Origin of the sequence: Paenibacillus sp. AK121 (assembly GCF_019042715.1) — a bacterium.
Lineage (GTDB): Bacteria > Bacillota > Bacilli > Paenibacillales > Paenibacillaceae > Paenibacillus > Paenibacillus polymyxa_C.
Genome location: NZ_JAHPJM010000002.1, coordinates 586311 through 605578, shown reverse-complemented (window position 1 = coordinate 605578; position 19268 = coordinate 586311). Strand labels below are relative to the sequence as shown.

At 46.9% G+C, this 19268-nt stretch carries 16 protein-coding genes; 2 read left to right on the top strand and 14 right to left on the bottom strand.

What is annotated here, in order from left to right:
- Position 1: 1 nt before the first annotated feature.
- The 7 genes from KSP24_RS06015 to ftsE form a co-directional block, all read right to left on the bottom strand.
- On the bottom strand, positions 2-385 hold the full coding sequence (locus KSP24_RS06015; RefSeq protein WP_016324783.1) for a hypothetical protein: 384 nt from the start codon (positions 383-385) through the stop codon (positions 2-4).
- Between the two features lie 273 nt (positions 386-658).
- Entirely contained in the window at positions 659-1216 is a 558-nt protein-coding gene (locus tag KSP24_RS06010; RefSeq protein WP_016324784.1) for a class I SAM-dependent methyltransferase, read from the bottom strand.
- Positions 1217-1394: 178 nt separating this feature from the next.
- Positions 1395-2711, bottom strand: coding sequence for a PDZ domain-containing protein (locus KSP24_RS06005; RefSeq protein WP_216974692.1), 1317 nt, complete (start codon positions 2709-2711; stop codon positions 1395-1397).
- 164 nt (positions 2712-2875) lie between these two features.
- Positions 2876-4342: a S41 family peptidase gene (locus KSP24_RS06000; RefSeq protein WP_129550089.1), complete on the bottom strand. Its 1467-nt coding sequence runs from the start codon at positions 4340-4342 to the stop codon at positions 2876-2878.
- A gap of 204 nt (positions 4343-4546) precedes the next feature.
- Positions 4547-5830 (bottom strand): murein hydrolase activator EnvC family protein, encoded by a 1284-nt coding sequence (locus KSP24_RS05995; protein ID WP_013373345.1) that lies wholly within the window; start codon positions 5828-5830, stop codon positions 4547-4549.
- A gap of 84 nt (positions 5831-5914) precedes the next feature.
- On the bottom strand, positions 5915-6832 hold the full coding sequence (ftsX, locus tag KSP24_RS05990; RefSeq protein ID WP_013373346.1) for a permease-like cell division protein FtsX: 918 nt from the start codon (positions 6830-6832) through the stop codon (positions 5915-5917).
- Positions 6822-7508, bottom strand: coding sequence for a cell division ATP-binding protein FtsE (gene ftsE / locus KSP24_RS05985; protein WP_007432660.1), 687 nt, complete (start codon positions 7506-7508; stop codon positions 6822-6824). Before ftsE ends, ftsX begins: the two co-directional genes overlap by 11 nt.
- Positions 7509-7731: 223 nt before the next feature.
- Here ftsE and KSP24_RS05980 point away from each other — a divergent pair, with 223 nt between their 5' ends.
- On the top strand, positions 7732-9150 hold the full coding sequence (locus KSP24_RS05980; RefSeq protein ID WP_216974691.1) for a VanW family protein: 1419 nt from the start codon (positions 7732-7734) through the stop codon (positions 9148-9150).
- A 72-nt stretch (positions 9151-9222) separates the two neighbouring features.
- On the opposite strand, the gene KSP24_RS05975 is transcribed toward KSP24_RS05980, so the two are convergent.
- Entirely contained in the window at positions 9223-10407 is a 1185-nt protein-coding gene (locus KSP24_RS05975; protein ID WP_216974690.1) for an S-layer homology domain-containing protein, read from the bottom strand.
- A 267-nt stretch (positions 10408-10674) separates the two neighbouring features.
- Here KSP24_RS05975 and KSP24_RS05970 point away from each other — a divergent pair, with 267 nt between their 5' ends.
- Complete coding sequence (locus KSP24_RS05970) at positions 10675-11463, top strand: alpha/beta hydrolase (RefSeq protein ID WP_064961709.1); 789 nt, start codon at positions 10675-10677, stop codon at positions 11461-11463.
- A gap of 79 nt (positions 11464-11542) precedes the next feature.
- Here KSP24_RS05970 and KSP24_RS05965 read toward each other — a convergent pair whose 3' ends face one another.
- The 6 genes from KSP24_RS05965 to KSP24_RS05940 all read right to left on the bottom strand — a co-directional run bounded on the left by KSP24_RS05965 (position 11543) and on the right by KSP24_RS05940 (position 18997).
- The gene (locus tag KSP24_RS05965; RefSeq protein WP_216974689.1) at positions 11543-13177 is read right to left on the bottom strand and encodes a glycosyltransferase family 39 protein; all 1635 of its coding nucleotides are present in this window, start codon (positions 13175-13177) and stop codon (positions 11543-11545) included.
- Between the two features lie 105 nt (positions 13178-13282).
- A complete protein-coding gene (locus KSP24_RS05960) occupies positions 13283-14884 on the bottom strand; it encodes an ArnT family glycosyltransferase (protein WP_216974688.1) in 1602 nt (533 codons plus the stop codon).
- Entirely contained in the window at positions 14881-15300 is a 420-nt protein-coding gene (locus KSP24_RS05955; protein WP_013373353.1) for a GtrA family protein, read from the bottom strand. Before KSP24_RS05955 ends, KSP24_RS05960 begins: the two co-directional genes overlap by 4 nt.
- A complete protein-coding gene (locus KSP24_RS05950) occupies positions 15263-16270 on the bottom strand; it encodes a glycosyltransferase family 2 protein (protein ID WP_017427078.1) in 1008 nt (335 codons plus the stop codon). Before KSP24_RS05950 ends, KSP24_RS05955 begins: the two co-directional genes overlap by 38 nt.
- A gap of 23 nt (positions 16271-16293) precedes the next feature.
- Positions 16294-18753 carry a cyclic di-GMP-binding domain-containing protein, MshE-related gene (locus tag KSP24_RS05945; RefSeq protein WP_216974687.1) on the bottom strand — a complete coding sequence of 820 codons (2460 nt, stop codon included), beginning with the start codon at positions 18751-18753 and terminating at the stop codon, positions 16294-16296.
- Complete coding sequence (locus tag KSP24_RS05940) at positions 18746-18997, bottom strand: hypothetical protein (RefSeq protein ID WP_064961705.1); 252 nt, start codon at positions 18995-18997, stop codon at positions 18746-18748. Before KSP24_RS05940 ends, KSP24_RS05945 begins: the two co-directional genes overlap by 8 nt.
- Positions 18998-19268 lie beyond the last annotated feature (271 nt).

Sequence of the window (19268 nt, the reverse complement as noted above, 5' to 3'; positions counted from 1 at the left end):
TCTACCGTACTTTATCCTTTTGAATAAGCTCATAGTAAATTCGTGCAGGCTCGGCATCTCCAGTAGATAAAATGTATTCTGCTAAAGGTGCACACAGCTTTTGGAGATAGAAGGAGTACAGCAGTTCAGCCGTGTCAAAATGAATGTTCAACACTCGTTTCATCAGTTCTTCAAATTTGTTATAATCCAGTTCTTCCGGGCTAATATCAAACGGGTATTCTGGAAAGGTTTGTTTTTGAATCTCAACAAATTGCTCTTTAAGTTTTGGTTGATTGCCTGATCGTGCAGCTGAAAAATTCATCATAAAAAAAGATACAAAATCTGTCTCACGGTCGCTTAACCCATAATACTCACACCAGCGCATGAACATCAGCGGTTTTACCATATATAAATCTCCTTTAACAAAAGTTCAGATTTATTATGAATCCTACAAAAATCTAACAGGTTCCAACTTATGTAATATATAGGTTAAGCCCCATTTTAAAATATGATTCCTTAAAACAATTTTGCTATTTAACATATCCATTCTCTTATATTTCCATAAAAGTAGGCAACAAAAAAGACCGTTTCAACATCTTAATGATGCTGACCTAGTCTTCTCATAATCATCCGCATATGGATATTCTTATTTATTCTAATCTCCTACATAGCTGAAGGGTCACAGGCTGCAAGTGAACACATAGGCTGGCGGAACATTATAGTTCACCTTTTTAATCTGGATATCTGCAAAAAAAGTACGGAAGAAATTGTGCTTAACCTTGCTGTACTGGAACGTAATAAACTTGCCCTCCTGGCCTAACACCTCAGCCGTTTGTCCCAAAATGAGACTGGATAACGCAGCGGGTAAGCTGGTAAATGGTAGCCCCGATACGATATAATCCACTTTCGAGACATGATACTGTTTCATATACCGGGCTACATGCTCGGCCGATCCATGAATAATGTGTACCCTTTCCAAGTGTCCGTATTTGCTTTGTAATGTTTTATAAAACGATTCATTAGCTTCAATCACTAACAGTAACGTTTCTGGACGCTTGTTCAAAATCAACTCCTGCGTAAACACACCGGTCCCTGCCCCATATTCAATAATGCATGAGGCTTTGTCAAAATAAATCGGTGTGGCAATTTGCTTGGCCAGCTGTCTTGAGCTGGGTATAACAGCGCCTACGCTGCGTGGGTGCCTGATGTACTCTCGAATAAAGTGAATCGCGTTCATCTTTTCCTCTCCCTGCTTGACACACATGATAGGCATTCGGTTCATCAAAGGTTTCCATTACATATTCATTGTATACCGATGAGAATATTGATTTCAAGCAGGCTACTGTCGCCATATACAAAAGAGGATAGCCTTATTCGATTCTAATCAAATAATGACTACCCTCTTGTTGTAATATCTATTGGTCCATGGTGTCCAAATGCGTACTCTCTGCCTTGGATGCTTGTCCCGCTTTACGTCGTCGTGCGCCTATGTGCATGGCCACAATTCGGTAGATAGAAGCCGGTTGTATGGATACGGCCCAGCCTGCGTGTTCATCCGGTGCAAGAACAACCCCTAGCTGGTGATGATCGCCATCGTACATGCCTCGCTGTACAAACTTGCTCTCACCTTGCAGATTGCGTACCTCCAGCTTACAAAAAGCAGAGTTGATCCGCAAGGCCTGGTGCAGCTCGGCACGGCTGTTCACAACCATGCCATTCACACGATAAATGGCCTCGCCTGGTAGTATACCCATGGCTGTCGCCGGGCTATCTGGCAGCACAGCGAGAACACGCATCCCTTGCTCTGGATGTACAAACATCGGGCTAAGACGGCTTTCCTCTATATTTCCGTACCAAATCAGCGCTTCATGGGCCAGGAAGGAAAATAACGCTGCCAGCAAGATTAGCGGACTCCACCAGGCCGCTAACAGGCTTAGCAGAAGCAAAGCCACACTGTACAGGAGCAATCGGTTCGAAGTGAGTACTGCCTTCTGTCGTGGTAGCTGGCCGAGCGTCACACTGCTAAAGCCCATCAGGACTGGCAGAGCTGCTAGCATATACCCCGTTCCGGCATCGCCGCCGAACAAAGGTGTCCAGGGAAGCATGAATCCTCCCTGAGCAGGTACCAGCAACAGCAACGGAATGGGCCAGAGATCTTCCATACGATAGCCACCGACCAATCTCCCCCGTTTGCCCTCAACAAACAGTGGCATAGCTGCCTTTCCTCCTTGCCAGCGAACCAACAGCGCTTCAGCCACATGCAGCACAGCAACGAGCACTAAGAGTGCTGGAATATCCAATCCGCGGATAGCTGCTACCGATGTCCCGAGCGCTCCCCCAGGCTGCCAGCCACTGGCTACGTTTAGAAAAAATTGAACTACACCTAGCAGACCTACCGAATAAGCAAGACACAGGTAGCGGACGCGTACCAGCATGAGCAATAATGTGGCTATCCACAGGCACACGATGGAAGTCGGGTTCAGATGCATGCTGACGAACATTCCTAGAGCGGATAGTGCCATCCCGGCAAGCAAGCCGCTCCATACGACACGCCAGGTCTCTGCAGCCCAGCTATGAATTCTAGTATGAAATAGCTTGCGCTCTAGTAGCATTTGCCGACGATAGCCAAGCGCGACAATGAGTATCGAGATATAATAAAACGGCTGCAAAAGCAGATACAAGCAAGCATTCAAGACGCTCCATCCCCATTGTAATGCCCATTCCAAGTCCATTCACACTCCTTATGCCCCTGGCCCGCTATATAGCGGATCACGTACATTTCATATCCATTTATTCTATATGAAATTGCCAACGTAGGGAAGACAAACCGACAGACTGCAAATAAATCCCAATAACAAAGGAGGCTGTTTCCAGCCCCCTTGTTGTAGCCTCACTATTATTTCGCTGCGCTTGTCTTCATTTCCTTCCGAATCTCTTCAATCCCCTGCTTGAGTTGATTATCATTTTTCGGATCGCGAATTTTTTCAATCAGCTTGGCTTCCATTGCTGCTGCTGTCTTGGCATCAATGATGCCGTTAGTCGTCAGCTTCGCCTCTTTTTGGAAAGCCATAACAGAACTTTCAGTCACTTTGTCAAAATAGCCGTCCTCACGACCTGGTTTGTAGCCCAAGCCTTGCAGAATGATTTGTGCATTTTTTACATCACTGCTATTCATATTGTATTTCAAGGATTTTTCCTTGTTCAGCGGCGCTGCCGTGAAGTATTCAGGCTGATCCACCGCGATATCCGGCTTAATCCCTTTTTTATGAATCCATGTTCCGTTTGGCGTTAGCCACTTGGCAATCGTGATTTTGAGCAGGCTACCGTCACCCATTTGCTTGTCATAGCTGGTTTGTACAGTACCTTTACCAAAGGAGTTTTCCCCGATCAACACTGCGCCAGCGGATTGCTGGAGAGCACCTGCCAGAATTTCGGACGCACTTGCGCTACCTTTGTTCATGAGCAAAGTCACCGGATAATTTTTGCGCGAACCTTTGGATTTTTCTTCCTCACGTTTCTGATTTTTATCTTCAACTTGTACAATCGTTTTGCCGGAAGGTACAAATTGCTCTGCAATATTAATAACGACAGAAAGCACTCCACCCGGGTTATTACGCACGTCAATGACGAGTCCTTTAAGCCCTTGTTTTTCCAGCTTGGCTAACTCTTCCTTGAAGCGTTCTGCCGTATTTAAGGAGAACTGGGTGATCGTAATGACACCTACACCGTCGTTTTCCATATGAGCCGTTACAGTTTCCATATCAATGTTGTCACGGGTAATCGTGTATTCAAGTGGATCCGGAGAACCGTTACGCTGAATTTTGACTTTTGCCTGACTGCCCTTTGGTCCACGAATTTTGGAAACGGCCTTGTTCAGATCCAATCCGTCCAGGGTTTCACCGTTAACAGACAATATAATATCCTTAGCGCGTAGACCCGCCTTTTCAGCCGGAGAGCCTTTAATTGGTGTGACTACGACTACTTTCCCATTTTCAGCTGCTACTTCGGCTCCAATCCCGGTAAAGGAGCCTTCTATGGATTGCTCGAACTGCTGTGCAGTTTCTTTACCCATATAAGAGGAATACGGGTCGCCAAGCGACTCCATCATCCCATTAATGGCGCCATCCACCAGCTTGGTTCGATCCACATCCTGATAGTATTGTCCCTGAATTAAGTCCATCGCTGTCTCAATTTTGCGAATATCACTTCTGGAGGAGGAACTACTTCCTGTCACACTCGCCAGCAGTCCTTCGCCCAGAGCGCTGTTCCCAACTGTGGTTGTTCCAGTATAAGCAAAAGTGAGCAGACTGCCGCCAAGCAGCCCGATCACCATCAAGAGTACCGCTGTACTTTTTTTCAACATCTAATCGTCCACCGCCTTCTCTTTATCTTGTATCCTATTTCCTCACAACGCATCCATTCACGAAGTATACGTCTAGCTTGTACGGAATATGTTAATTGTATCCTACTCTGTGTTTCAATGCACATGTTCTTCATTGGATATGAACCATTAAAGCAAAACCCTATCTACAACCGGATTGGTTACAAATAGGGCTTACCTTATCTATTATAAATAGTTCATCGGATTTACAGGTTTGTTATTCTCGCGCACTTCAAAATGACAGTGAGGTCCTGTGGAATTCCCCGTCGAACCCACTTCCGCAATTTTTTGACCGCGTTTCACCGTTTGCCCCGTATGAACCACCGTACCACCGTTGCGAATATGTCCGTATAGAGTCCATAGTCCGTCTCCGTGATCAATGACAACCGTGTTGCCATACCCGCTCCACCATTCAGCAACAATGACAACACCGTCTTCGGCTGCATGAATATCGGTTCCCTGCGGAGCCGCCAGATCAATACCTGTATGGCCTTTAAGCTTGCCGGTTATCGGATGTACCCGCATGCCAAAAGTAGATGAGAGTCGGTAATGGGCTACAGGCGTAGCCAAAGTACCTGATCCGCCTGTATACGTACTGGCTGCCGTATGACTGGAATTCGAGGCGGCGCCTGAGGATGAAGATGCATATCGCTTAGCTGCAGCTGCACGTGCAGCCGCTCTAGCGCGTGCTGCTTTGGCAGCCTGCTCCGCTCTGAGCTTGTTCTTCTCCTGCACAAGAGCCACACGTTTGTTCGCGAGGGCTACCAGCATATCGTTTTGCTCTTCACTGATTTCATCGGATTCAGCAATATCATGATCGTAGTTGGCAATCAGTCTTTGCTTCTCTTTTTCCTTCGAATTCAATTGAGCTTTGGCGTCCTGCTTGAGTGCATACAACTTCTTGGCATTTTTATATTCCGTGTCGAGCTGCTTCTTCTTGCTAACGACCAGAGCCTTGTCCTTTTTATGCTCGTCCAACAGAATTTGGTCCTGCTCCACGATCGTTTTCAGAGAATCCACCCGGCTGAGAAAATCACTAAAGCTGGTTGAGGACATAAGCACGTCCATATAGGATACCGTTCCATCCGTATACATGAGACGCACACGAGTTTCCAGCATTTTTTCCCGCGAATTGATGCGATCAATCGCTTCGGCTAAATCTTTTTTAGTCGCACGCAGATTATCTTCCGTTTGATCGATCTGAACCGCTACACGAGTCAGTTGATCACTGACGCTGTTAATTTGAGCAAGTACCGTTTTCAGGTTTTGCACGGTTTTATTTTTATAATGCTGAGCATACTGTTTATCTTGAGCAGCCTTTTGCTGCTGTTGCTTCGCAGATTTGGCTTGCTTTTCTAATTGGTTCAGTTGCGAATTGATTTCACTTACGCTTTTGGCATATCCGTCAGAAGGCTGGATTAGCAATGCAGCTACCAACGTAGCAGCCAACACAGATCCTATTTTTTTCAACTTGCACTCCCCATCCTTTATCGCAAAATAACACCGGGCTTCCCCGTTCTATTAAATCGACCACGACGTTCCACCAAATGCTTCTTAGACTTTCAAGAACTTGCGCATGGACAGGGTACTGCCAACAATTCCGACCAGCATCCCCAAAATAACCAGCAATGCACTCAGCTGAATCCAAATGCCTTCAAGCGGCATAAGCTTCAACATATTGAGAGCGATATCTCCTTGAACGGCTGTCAGCAAACGCTGATAGCCTGTAAATAAAATTCCTACAGTAATAAGAGAACCAATAAGACCAATAAGCGCGCCTTCGATAAAAAACGGCCATCGTATGAAAAAGTTGGTCGCACCGACCAGCTTCATAATGCTGATTTCTCTGCGTCGTGCCAATATCGTTACTCGAATGGTATTCGAGATTAAGAACATAGACATGATCGCCAGTCCGGCGACAAATATAAAGCCAACATTGCGGATCAGCTTGGTAATAGTAAAGAGCGTCTCTACAGTGCCTTTTCCGTAACGAACCTTTAAAATCGGTTTTTCGGGATGTAATGTATTCAGCTTCTCAATTTTCTCAGCCACAAATGGAACCGTCGTTGGTTCAATAACCTCTACCACGATTTTGTCCGGCAGTGGATTGCTGTCCTTGTCAAAGCCCTCTAGCAGATCCTTGCCACTGTCTCCCAAATCTTTGCGCAGCTCCTCCAAACCTTGAGCTTTCGTCACAAAGGTAGTTTTGCTGATTTCCGGCATTGCCGCGATTTCTTTTTGCAGCGTTTCACGCATGCTCTGATCGACATTGAGCTCCAGAAACACGTTAACTTCCACCTGACTATCTGCTTGATCAGCCAAGGAGTTGACGTTAAGCACCAGCATGATAAAAACGCCCAATATGAGCAGTGACACAATAATTGAGGTGACGGATGCTACGGACATCCAGCCATTGCGGAATATGTTTTTGAAACCTTCCCGCATATGACGCAAGAAGGTATTAAAAGTCATATCCGTACTCCCCTCTTACCTGGTCTCTTACGATATTGCCATTTTCGATCGCAATGACGCGTTTACGCATGGAGTTCACGATGTCCTTATTGTGTGTCGCCATCACAATGGTCGTGCCCCGAAAATTAATTTCATCCAGCAGTTGCATGATCTCCCACGATGTTTCGGGGTCCAGATTCCCCGTTGGTTCATCAGCAATGATGACCGAGGGATTGTTCACGATGGCCCGTGCAATCGCTACACGCTGTTGCTCCCCACCAGAAAGCTGGGCAGGCTCACGATTCATTTTTTCTTTCAAGCCAACCAATTCGAGCACTTCTGGAACCCGCTTGCGGATCAGCTTCTTGGGAGCCTCTATAACTTCCATAGCAAATGCCACATTCTCATAGGCTGTCAAACGCGGCAAAAGCCGGAAATCCTGAAAAATGACTCCGATGTTACGACGAACGTAGGGAATTTTGCGCTGCTTAAGCTTCCCGATATTAAAACCATTGACTGAAATTTGTCCCTTGGTCGGTACTTCTTCTCTATAAATAAGCTTCATAAAAGTCGATTTACCCGCTCCAGACGGGCCGACTACGTATACGAATTCATTACGGTCAATTCTGACCGATACTCCTTGAAGTGCGTGGGTCCCGTTCGTATAGGTCTTCCACACATCCTGCATTTCAATCACTCGATCACTTCCCGCTGCTTAATCATATTACGTATAACCTAGTATCCATTCGACATATTCCATGCATTTCCTTTAAAAACTTCTGTATTTCATCATACCGTTTATCATTGTAACAAATTTGTTACCTAAATAGTACCGAAAGTTTTCTGCTTTTGGCACATATATATGAATATTGTGGCACACGAAACGCTATCAAGCTTATCAGACAGGAGACATCTGCATTATGAAAAAAATTCATTTATCTGTCATTTGGATATGGTCCGGTGTTCTGGCGCTGGCCGTGCTGTGGGGAGGACTTCATCTGTACGCCGACAGACAAACGCTACCAGAGGGAGTGCGAGTCGGAGGAGTCAACGTAGGCGGTATGTATAAAACGGACGCTCTTCGGCTGGTGGAGAAAAAACTGGATACATTGAAGCAGCGTCCTCTGCTCCTCACGGACAGTGACAGCAGTGCACAGGATATAAAGCTAACACTCGCGGAAGCAGGGATTAGTTATAAAGCGGACGCATTCCGAAATGCGGTGAAGGCACTAAGCGCGAAGCATCTATGGACTCGCGTACAGACACGTTTTAGCTTCGAGAAGGAATGGTCTATCACACCTTTCCAGCAAGAGAAGATCTTGAAATCCAAATTTGGAGCGGATTGGGAGGAGCAACGATACGGCATGCCTGTCAATGCGGTGCGTCAGATTGATGCAAACGATCAGGTTCGTTATATTCCGGAGCGCTCTGCCCGGCGCCTGGATTGGCCCAAACTGGACGTCGTAATGAACCAGGCACTCCCCAAGGATTTTACGGCTTCTGAGGAGCCGATCCGGGTGGAATTACCGTTCTACCAACTGGAGCCGAAAATTACAGTCGACAGTCTGCGCAGCGAAGGTATAGAGCGAAAAATCACCCAGTTTTCCACCAGTCTCGGCAGCAGTTCGGAAGGACGTGTGTATAACGTTAATTCAGCGGCAAGCACCGTCGATGGTTTAATTCTCAAACCGGGTGACATATTCGACTACGGCCAGGTGATTGCCAAGGCTGAACGCACTCATGGCTTTCGTGAGGCTCCCGTGATCGTAAATGGACGGCTGGAGTCCGGCATTGGCGGTGGGATTTGTCAGGTATCCAGCACGGTGTATAATGCAGCGCTGCGAGTCGGCTTGGACATTGTCGAACGCCGCAACCATTCCTTGCCAGTCAGCTACTTACCCAAAGGTCAGGATGCGACTTTTGCTACAGGGTCTATTAATTTTCGTTTTAGAAATAATACCGGCAAACATTTACTCCTTCGCGCTGTGGTCCAAAATCGAACGCTTACTGTTAAAATTTTTGGTACATTCCCATCCAATATTTCGTATGAACTTGAATCTCACACCGTTCGCGTACTGCCTATACCGGTAAAAAGAATACGTAATGACTCCCTATCTCCCGGCTTCTATCAAGTCATTCGACAGGGCAAAGAAGGGTATGTGGTAGAAACATTTCGAATAAAAAAGGTAGATGGAAAACCCGTCGAGCGCACCCGAATCAGCCGCGATACGTACCGAGCGCAGCAGCGCATTATAGCTAGTTATGGCGGTAGCACATCGTCTGAGCCACAAACACGCGAACTGGAGAAACCTATTGTGGAAGATGGCATAAGCGAATAAACGAAAAAATCCCCCTTCACTACTGGCTGGATTGGTTCCAGACAGAGTGAAAGGGGGGGGGGTTTTTCTAAATTACTCGCTACGTTTACTCAAAACCGAAATTTCTACAGGCTCACTTTCATGGCCGTCTGTATCTTTAGCTTTGATCACCAGTCTAACTGTCGCTTTTTGAGTAAGCACACTGATACTAAATGTGCCGTCATCCTTGGCTACTGCACTGCCGATAGGCAGATCGTTGGAATAGGCAGTTACTGTGGAACCAGCTTTTGCTGTTCCTGTAATTGTACCTTCACCATCGTACACATCGTTGACTTTCAGTGCATTCGAAGTAGCATCCGCGTCAGTAGCTGTGTCTGTAGTGTTGTCTGTAGTGTTGTCTGTAGTGTTGTCTGTAGTCGTATCGGTATTTGTAGTTGTCTCTGTTGTTGTAGAGTTGTCTGTAGTAGTCGCAGTCGTGCTATCTGTGCTAGTACTTGTGCTGCTATCTTCTGTTTCAGTTCCAGAAGTAGTCGACGTATTACCGTAAGTGGAATCTGTCACGTTACCGTACGTGGAATTCGTTACCGTTCCACCAGGAGTCGTCGTCAGATTATCAACAGGACTCAGGTTATAACCGGATGCAGCATCCAGAATAGCAACCGCCTCTGCACGAGTCAGCGGCTTCAGTGGCTGGAATTTACCATCCGGATAACCGTTGATGATTTTTTGCTCCGCAACAGCCGCTACACTTTTCTTCGCCCAAGATCCGATTTTGTCGGAGTCAATGAATTTAGTAACATCTGCTGCGTTACCCGCAGTCAGCCCAATAGCTTTGCCAATAATCGCAGCTGCTTCCTGACGTGTTACCTTACCATTTGGTTTGAGCTTGTTATCTGCATAGCCGCTTATGTAGCCTGCATTTACGGCACTTGTCAGTTCGTTGTATGCCCAGTGGGATGCCGGAACATCTGTGAACGTTCTGCTTCCATTACCGTTGATTTTCACACCACCTGCATATGTTACGTCTGTCACTGCTGGAAGTTCCTGTGTGAACGTTCCCAAGCTGCGGTTCAGAAGAACGATAAATTCTGCGCGTGTGATCGCCGCATCCGGTTTTACCGCCCCATCCAATTGCCCTGTAGCTGACCAGCGTTGCACCTGATCTCCCGCCCAATGGCCGCTTGTAGTTTGAGGAGCAGCTGCCGCTGCGCTGAATGCGCTAAGAATAAGACCTGTGCTCAGTACACCTGTAATTGTGTTCCTTAACTTTTTCCCCATGCTATAAATTCCTCCCTCAGATTGGATTCATCAATCTTTTTTAAACACTTTACCAGAAATCAAACCCAAATAACCCCTAAATTAAAAAAATCGTCCCATATAACCATACCCCCTCCTAATGTAGGATAAAAAAGAAACAGGACTTAATACCTAGCCATTCACTTGGATATGTATATTTGGACAGGTCACAGTATACTGGATGAATAATCAGTTGTATGCTGGAAAAGGTCAATGAGGTCACATCCCCTTAGGAAAAGAGGTTTTCTTATGGCTCTTATTCAATGTCAGTTTTATTCGGAAGTTCTTGGTCTGAGCACATCCATGAATGTTATTCTTCCGCAGGCAACCCGATCACAGATTGGAATGGAGGGCAAGCAAGGAATAGGGCCACATCCGACACTGTATTTATTGCATGGCCTGTCAGACGATGATTCAACCTGGCTGCGTCGAACCTCCATTGAGCGCTATGTCGCCTCCATGGGCCTAGCGGTCGTCATGCCTCAGGTACATCGGAGTTTCTATACGAATATGGAGCAAGGAGCAGCTTATTGGACTTTTATCAGTGAAGAATTGCCAGCTTTGGCACGTTCATTTTTTCCTCTGTCCGACAAGCGTGAAGACAATTTTGTAGCCGGGCTTTCTATGGGTGGGTATGGCGCCTTCAAACTGGCACTTCAGCATCCAGAGCGCTTTGCAGCCGCTGCCAGTCTTTCGGGGGTCATGGATTTGCACGCATCACGCACCGATCCTAAGCAAAATGCTATGAGTCCAGCGGAATGGCTTAACATTTTTGGACCAGATGAAATACGCGGAACAGATCACGACTTGCTGGAGCTGCTACAACGTCATGCCACTGCGGGGACCTCACTCCCCCGACTCTACCAATGCTGCGGTACGGAAGATTTCTTATATAAGGGAAATCAGACTTTTCGTGAAACATGCACCTCTCTTGGAGTTCCGCTGACCTACGAAGAAGGTCCTGGAACTCATGAATGGGGATACTGGGACGCGAAAATTCAGGACGTACTGGCGTGGCTACCGCTTAAAGGACACTAAAACAGGCAAAAAAATTCCCGGAGCCTTTCTCATCGCACCATGCGAAGGAATTAAGCTCCGGGGATTGTTGTTATACCCATCAGGGATTTGTCGTTGTCTCCGTCGATGGAGATTCTTTAGTTAGTGACTTAGGCAGTACTTTATACAAGCGCCACTCGCCGTTAAACTCACGTTCAAGCTGAACCCATGGGGCACCATGCTCATATAAATTCGGATATACCATATTGATCTTACTCAGCGGCATGCCTGACATAATCTTAGGTACAAGGATATAGTCCACATGATTGTCCTGCGGATAACTTAATGCTTTATTGAACGAATAATCACTGGTGATCAGAAAACGTTTGGGATATTGGCTGTAGACGATCATTGTGTAGGCTGAAGCCGAATCAGTCATAATGGTAGATTTCGGCAGATGCCCATCCAGCCAAACGGCAATCTTGCGATCTGATTCCTGTCTCACATAGTTCACATTCCCTGTACGTGTGAGAAAGCTATTCTCATCCGGTGCAATATCCGGGCGAGTCAACGCATAGGAGAGTAATCCAGCGGTAAGTAGCAGACTGACGGACACTAGACCAAAGGCCGCCCTCCGCCATCGTCCCTGAAGCTGGCTCAACTCATAAGGCAACCAGGCTACGGTAATTGGGAATACATACATAAAGTAACGAAACCACCCGTACGAGGATTGTCTCATCATAAGTAAAAATTGCAAGCCGGGCACAGACAGGAACAATAACAAAATAATCAGGGTTCCCCACCGGAATAAGCGTCCACTCAACAGACGGATGAACAGAATAGCAAACAATGGTACAGAGTACCAGATGGTTTTGGAAGCAATAAACTTCAAGGCTACCAGTGGATTGGAGAAAATCTCTACAAATTTATCATCATTCAGCAACTCTGCCGATTGGGCCGTGTTCGAATACTCTGAATTCAGGAAATAAAAGGCATTCCCCATAATGAGATAGTTAAAGAAAATCCACAACAGCCCCGAAAAGACCACAGGAAGCAAAAGAAGTAACCAGGTTGCCTCGACTTTATGCAGCTTTTCCCGCAGGGCCAGCTCGCGTCTACCCAAGTTGCGATGAAGAAATAAGATCGCCAAGACTACGCCAACAGCCATTGCCACGCCTAGAGGCACTGCTTCATAACGAGTCCAGAACGCCATGGCAAGCGCTAATCCAGAAACAATCAGACTTGCCGTCATGCGGTCCTTGAGCCACAGCGCAAATTCAATCACTGTCATCATAATAAAATATATGTATAACGAATCGCTCAGACCGTTGGCACCAAACAGTAAAATAAACGGATTCAGTGCATACAACAAAGCCAGCAGCAAGCTCATCCTAGAGCTAAGCCCTGTTCTGACACCTGCCCGATATAGCAGCATTGCGGTCAAAGCAGAAAAGGTAGCACTCAGAATAACAGCAGCCAATCCATAGGAGGCTAATGCCGGAAAGATTGGATACAGCAATAGAATTACCATTTCCAGAAGACTGGGTAGTGGATTCCAGATAAATCCGATGGCGCCCAAATGCGGGTCGCGGCTGTACAGCACATAAAATGCGTTAGCTACGCGACTGAGCGCGTCTGTGTGCATATATCCCAGAACATAGCTAAAATAGATGCCAGCAGACAGCTCCAATGCAAGTATAAACACAAACAGACCTATAGCCATCCATCTGCTTGCAGACATTTTTCGAAAGGACATTCCTCTCGTTCCCCCTCAAACTTCTTGCGGCGGTGCAGCTGTAGGGAAATTACGCCCGACAGCTGTATCCTTTCCTCCGCTACGATGCACTAACATACAATAAAATTATTGCAGTTCTTCATGCTCTATCTTGTACAATCGCCACTCCCCGTCAAAGTCATGCACCAACGAGGCCCATGGCGCCCCCTTTTCAAACAAATCAGGATAGTTCCGGTTCACCTGATCCAGCGGTACCCCTTCTACCAAGCGCGTAACCAAAACATAATCCACCTTGGAGGCGGGCAGATCCGTTAAAGATTTTCCAAAATCATAATCACTCGTTATCATAAACTTCTTCGGAATTTTACTGCTCAAAATGATCGGATAGGCCGTATAAGAATCAGTCAAAATGAGAGATGAACCATAATGTTCATCCAGCCATGACCCTATTTTCCGTTCAACAATTTGCCGAGTATAGCTTTCATTGCCACTATGCGTCAGATAGCTATGCTCATCCGCCGCAATTGCGGGATTCGTCAGTGCGTAGGATAACAAGCCTACTGTTACCAACATTCCTGCCGTTACCAGTGAGATTCCGATCCCCCGCATTTTCCCCTTCAACAGACTAAGCTCATACGGCAGCCAAGCAACCGTAATTGGGAATACATACATAAAATATCGGAACCAGCCAAACGAAGAATGCTTAAGCATAAGTAAAAGCTGAAGCCCGGGTACCGATAAAAAGATAGCCAGCAGCGTTAACGTGCTCCAACTCCACAGACGTTTGTCCAATAGGCGTATAAGCAAAATGGCAATTAATGGGGCCGCATACCATAAGGTTCGTTGCCCGACAAACTTTAGCATCAGCACAGGATGAGCAAACATTTCCACAAAGCGCTGATCCTCCAGCAAAGCCGCTGATTGTGTGGAATTGGAATACTGCGAACGTAAAAAGTAAAGCGGGTCGCCCATGATAATCCAGTTAAAAAAGAGCCACAGCAAACCCGAAAAGACAAGCGGCAGCAACAATAGAAGCCATGTCGCTTCTACCTTGTACAGGCGCTCTTTTAAAGACAATTGCGTTCTAACGCTCTCTTTGTTTGTACGCCACCGATGCAGAGAAAAAATCGTCAGTAATACGCCCAAAGCCAGCGCAACCCCCAGGGGAACTGCTTCGTAGCGAACCCAAAATGCCAATGCAAGCGCAAAACCGGATACGATCAAATTCGCCGCCTTGCGATCCTTAAGCCACATACAGAATCGACTCACTGTCAACAGGATAAAAAAGATATAGGGCGAGTCACTCAAGCCGTTGAAGCCAAACAGAAACATAAACGGATTCAGTGAAAATAACAGCGCAATTAGCAAACTGGTTACACCGTGAAGCCCTAGTTCTTTTCCCGTCCCGTACAATAATGCTGCACTCGCCCCAGCAAACAGGCTGCTCACAATCACTGCTGCCAGCCCGTGGGAAGCGAGTGCGGGAAACAATGGATAGAACAACAGTACAATGAGTTCCATCAAACTCGGTAGTGGATTCCACACAAACCCAATAGCACCCAAATGCGGGTCACGACTATACAGTACATAAAATGCATTTGCTACTCGACTGAGCGCATCGGTATGCATATAGCCAAGATGCCATGCAAAATAAACACCCACGGCTAATTCTAGAGCAGCAATACAAGCAAACAATGACAACAACTTTCCATGTTTCCTTACGATCATGAAACCTCTTTCTGACGCTGTTGCGGAACGGAGAAGATCCAATAGCGGTTCCAGATATAATTATGAACTGGCACGATGATGGTAGTTAAGACTTCACCGATCAGATACGACCAACCAATCCAGTGAATGGTTACGTACATCAGAGCGGCATTCAGGAGCAAGCCGCAGGTGCAGACCAATAAATATTTAAGAAACTGAGTGCGGCTCCCTTCGCCGGTAGGCTCGAACGTCCAGTTACGATTCAGCACATACGAAACGAGCAACGTAACGATAAAGCCTATGGTAGTAGCCGTTACTGCAGGTATTGCAAACAGCTCCACCAGCAGCACAAGTACACCGACGTGAATGCCTGTACCCAGCAGTCCGACAATACCGTATTTAATGATTGGATACTTTAGATACGAACGTCTGATCATGTTGATTAAACTCCCTATCCACCCACAGTCGGTCAGCATTCGCCCGTTTATCTGCAATTAGATAACGGGGTCTGGCTTTGACTTCGTGATATATGGCGGCAATATATTCTCCTACCACTCCAATCGACAGCATAAGTACACTACCGATAATCAAAAGCAGTAAAATGACAGTGGTAAACCCGGTCACAGCGTCACCCGTTATTTTGTGCATTAAGGTTTGAATCCCCAACACGACCGAAATCAGCATGAAAATGAGACCCATTAAACTCACTACCCGCAAAGGTACCGTCGAAAACGAAACGATCGCTTCCGCAGCCAATCGAAATAGGCCTAACGGACTCCAGCGGCTTGGACCCTCTTCTCGTGGAGCCACCCGGAATGTAATCTGGGTTTTACGAAAACCGAGCCAGGCGGTCATCCCGCGAAAAAACGGCATACGCTCTGGCATCGCCATCCAGGCATCCACCACTCTTCGATCCAGCAGCTTATAATCGGAGGCATCCTTTAGATTAAAGCCCGTCAAACGATTCAAGGTTGCATAGAACAAAGAAGCTCCGAGCTTTTTGCCTACAGACTCTTCTCCCCGAAATTCTTTCACACATTCAACTAAATCATAACCTTCATTCTGCCATAAACGCACCATTTCTCCGATCATCTCGGGAGGATGCTGCAGATCACCGTCCATGACAATGATCGCATCGCCAGATGCATTTTCCAAACCTGCGCACAACGCCAGCTCCTTACCAAAATTCCGACTCAGCCGGAGTGCGAGCAAAGAGGGCATACGACGGGACAATTCGGACAACTTGAGCCACGTATCGTCTTTGGAACCATCATCTACAATAATAAGCTCATAACGTGAGGTGACAACAGACAGCACCCCATCAATCACCTTAAGTGAACGCTCAAGGTGTGAGCCTTCATTGTACATGGGAATGACGACGGATAAAAAAGGATTTTTGGTCTCCATTCTTGCTCCTTCTTTCTTCATATTCAGGAGGACTGTGCCGGGGTATCATCCAAGTCATGCATATCGGTCAGACCATGCGTCGTCTTTTCCCAATAGAACGGCTTGGTTATAAGCTGCCAAGCTGCTTTTATCGCAGCTATACTCATAAGTACCCAATATAACGGCGAGAGTAGCCCATATTTGACCATCGCATATGAAAATGTTCGTTCACCGCGTTCTTCCAGCTCACCGATGACCCAATACATGCCGGCCACATTACTGAATACGAACAGAAAGTTACCGATATAAAATTCTGCGCTGGCCAAGTAGTACACATAACCCGGGAACAGCTTGGGAATAAAGGACAACTCCCAGCCAAACCATAAAATAAGCAAGCCCCAAAAAATCGGGTTTAGCAATGGCAACATCGGAGTCGCCAGAATCATCACCTGAAAACCGAAAAATCCTTTCCAGCCCACTTCGCGCACCAGCTTAACCGGATTGCGCATATGAACCAGCCATGTCTGCATATATCCCTTGATCCAACGTGAACGCTGACGAATCCAGTTGCCCACGCGGCTGTTCGCTTCCTCCCATGTGCGGGAATCGACAATGGCCGTTTTATAACCACCTTTATACAGACGAATGCCCAGATCGGCATCCTCGGTTACATTATAGGGGTCCCACGCATTGATATCTTTCAATACAGATACCCGGAAATGATTGGACGTACCGCCCAACGGAATGGGGGTGTCTAACTGCATAATTCCTGGCAGCAGCAATTCGAACCACATACTGTATTCTTGTGTGAACCAGCGGGTCAGCAAATTTTGTGTGCTGTTAAAATAATTGAGCTTCGCTTGAATACACGCATAATTCTCAGGCAGTGAATCAAACGCTGCAATGACCTTTTTAAGTTGGTCAGCATCGGGACGATCCTCAGCATCGTAAATGACGACAAATTCGCCGCAGGCCCGAATAAGTCCATAATTACATGCCTTCGGCTTGGTTTTCGGCAAGCCGTCGGGCACGACCAGTGTCGTGTAATACGCTGGCAGCTTCATTTCACGCAGCAGCTCAATCGTCTCAATGTCATCCTCTTCAATCAACAGCCGTACATCCAGTTTGGACTTTGGATAATCCAGCTGCTCCAAATTCCGTAACAACATCGGAAGCACGCCCGCTTCCTTATACATCGGTACAAGAATCGTATAGATCGGCAGTCTTTTTTCATCCATGGCGTCTACCTCTTCCTTCGTGAAGCGAAGCTGCGCCCCACGCCGGGAACCGAGATAGATAATTCCAAATTTGAAAAGCGTCATCGCAAAATAAAAAAGCTGGATCATCATATTAATGATCAGCACTGTCTTCCAGCTGTTCCAGAAGAGGCCGAGCAATGTGATCATTCCCATGGCTGCAAACACCCAGAGCTGTCCCTTGGTAAAGGTGGTCCGCGCCGAATTGTGCGGTTCTTTTTCCAACAGCCCGGTCGTGCTTTCCTGCATCATTTCCTCGCCGTAGATTTTACCCCAGAGCTGCTCCATCTCTTCCTTTGTTGCAAGCACTTGCTCTACCGGCATACCCAGAATTTCCTCCAGCTTCAAGCGTCGCTCTTCTGGTAATGGATCACTGACCGCTACAATATAGCGGTTTATATATTGATGGATGACGACCACGCCATAAGCCATTGCCACTTGCTCGGGTAGTTTGTACGCCGCATCCAGCGCCAGCTCCTCACCTATACGCCCGATTCGGTTCTGGGTTGCAATCGCGCGGTACAAATCCGCAGGCTCCAGCATTTGTAATGACAGCAAGATGTCGCCGAGCAGTCCGCCGCTCTTCGCCTGGAACTCGAGCGCGCGCTCTAGCTGCTCTGGTGTAATATAGCCGGAACGAACCAGCATGTCGCCCAGTCTCTCCTTGGATTCATCACCGTCAATTTGCTCTTGTAGCTGCTCAGCTGTAATGAAACCCATCTCTACAAGAATATCGCCCAGTCTGCCACCGTAACGCTTCTGGTTGCGGATAGCATCTGTCAGCTGATCCCGGGTAATCATCCCGTTCTCCACCAGCTGATCTCCCAGACGGGCCTTGCCGTTTCGTCCGGTCTGCGTTCCTGCTGCCGCCTCTCCGCCTTCTGCACCAGGAATACTGGAAGCAAGACCCATGGCTGCTCCTGCCGCTGCCTGTTCCTGTCCAGATGCATACTGGACTTGCGCCTCCTGCACCTGTCCATCCTGTATTCCTTCATCCAGCAATTGTTCCACAGCTGCTGCTGTATCATTGGCATTCTGTATAGCCTGAATACGAAGTTCTGTATCCCGAAGTCGTCGTTCCAACTCTTCGATGTGAAAATCAAGCTTGTACAGTATCGGGGCCTGCTCTGCACGCTGAGCCTCTAGCTGTTGTTGCAGTTGTTCGATTCGCTGACGCTCTTCTTTTATTCTTCTCTTGGTTTGGCGAATTGAAACTCCTCCAACCTGCCACCTAAGCTTGTCACCCATGAATTCCCGCCCTTTCAATCCAGCGCCGCTCTTCCGCAAGCGCATCTGCAAGCAGCTGCTTTAACTCGGTATCCCGCTGCTTTTTCCGCTCCAGCGCCGCATGGAAAAGCTCCCGCTCCTCACGTAGCAACCTCTCTGCCTGGATTCGCTCGTCATGCAATGAGGATACCAATCCATCGGCGTCAGAAGCGCGATAACCGATCCAAGCGCTCTTTAGCTGACGCGTCGTTCGTTTAGTTCTCATAATACCTCCCTGGATCGTCCCGACTCTGCCTTTGCTATGTCGCTACTTCAATATTTTTACTGGCTTTCTTCCAAAACCAGGACACACCTGCTTTCTCATTCAAGCCCTTCATTTACACATTTATGCAATTTCCCTGGTCAAAAAAACCAATAAAAACTTGAAAATGATTTATCGCATATGCTTCTTGTTCTATCGAATTGGTAATTCAATGAAAAACTTAGTGCTATTCTACCATAATCCTAGTAGGTGTAGTATACAAAAATGTAAATTC

Coding starts and splice junctions, on each gene's coding strand:
- KSP24_RS06005 (WP_216974692.1), bottom strand. CDS start 2,711: ATGGACTTGGAATGGGCATTACAATGGGGATGGAGCGTCTTGAATGCT.
- KSP24_RS06010 (WP_016324784.1), bottom strand. CDS start 1,216: ATGAACGCGATTCACTTTATTCGAGAGTACATCAGGCACCCACGCAGC.
- KSP24_RS05950 (WP_017427078.1), bottom strand. CDS start 16,270: ATGGAGACCAAAAATCCTTTTTTATCCGTCGTCATTCCCATGTACAAT.
- KSP24_RS06015 (WP_016324783.1), bottom strand. CDS start 385: ATGGTAAAACCGCTGATGTTCATGCGCTGGTGTGAGTATTATGGGTTA.
- ftsX (WP_013373346.1), bottom strand. CDS start 6,832: ATGACTTTTAATACCTTCTTGCGTCATATGCGGGAAGGTTTCAAAAAC.
- KSP24_RS05960 (WP_216974688.1), bottom strand. CDS start 14,884: ATGATCGTAAGGAAACATGGAAAGTTGTTGTCATTGTTTGCTTGTATT.
- KSP24_RS05940 (WP_064961705.1), bottom strand. CDS start 18,997: ATGAGAACTAAACGAACGACGCGTCAGCTAAAGAGCGCTTGGATCGGT.
- KSP24_RS05975 (WP_216974690.1), bottom strand. CDS start 10,407: ATGGGGAAAAAGTTAAGGAACACAATTACAGGTGTACTGAGCACAGGT.
- KSP24_RS06000 (WP_129550089.1), bottom strand. CDS start 4,342: ATGTTGAAAAAAAGTACAGCGGTACTCTTGATGGTGATCGGGCTGCTT.
- KSP24_RS05955 (WP_013373353.1), bottom strand. CDS start 15,300: ATGATCAGACGTTCGTATCTAAAGTATCCAATCATTAAATACGGTATT.
- KSP24_RS05970 (WP_064961709.1), top strand. CDS start 10,675: ATGGCTCTTATTCAATGTCAGTTTTATTCGGAAGTTCTTGGTCTGAGC.
- KSP24_RS05945 (WP_216974687.1), bottom strand. CDS start 18,753: ATGGGTGACAAGCTTAGGTGGCAGGTTGGAGGAGTTTCAATTCGCCAA.
- KSP24_RS05980 (WP_216974691.1), top strand. CDS start 7,732: ATGAAAAAAATTCATTTATCTGTCATTTGGATATGGTCCGGTGTTCTG.
- KSP24_RS05965 (WP_216974689.1), bottom strand. CDS start 13,177: ATGTCCTTTCGAAAAATGTCTGCAAGCAGATGGATGGCTATAGGTCTG.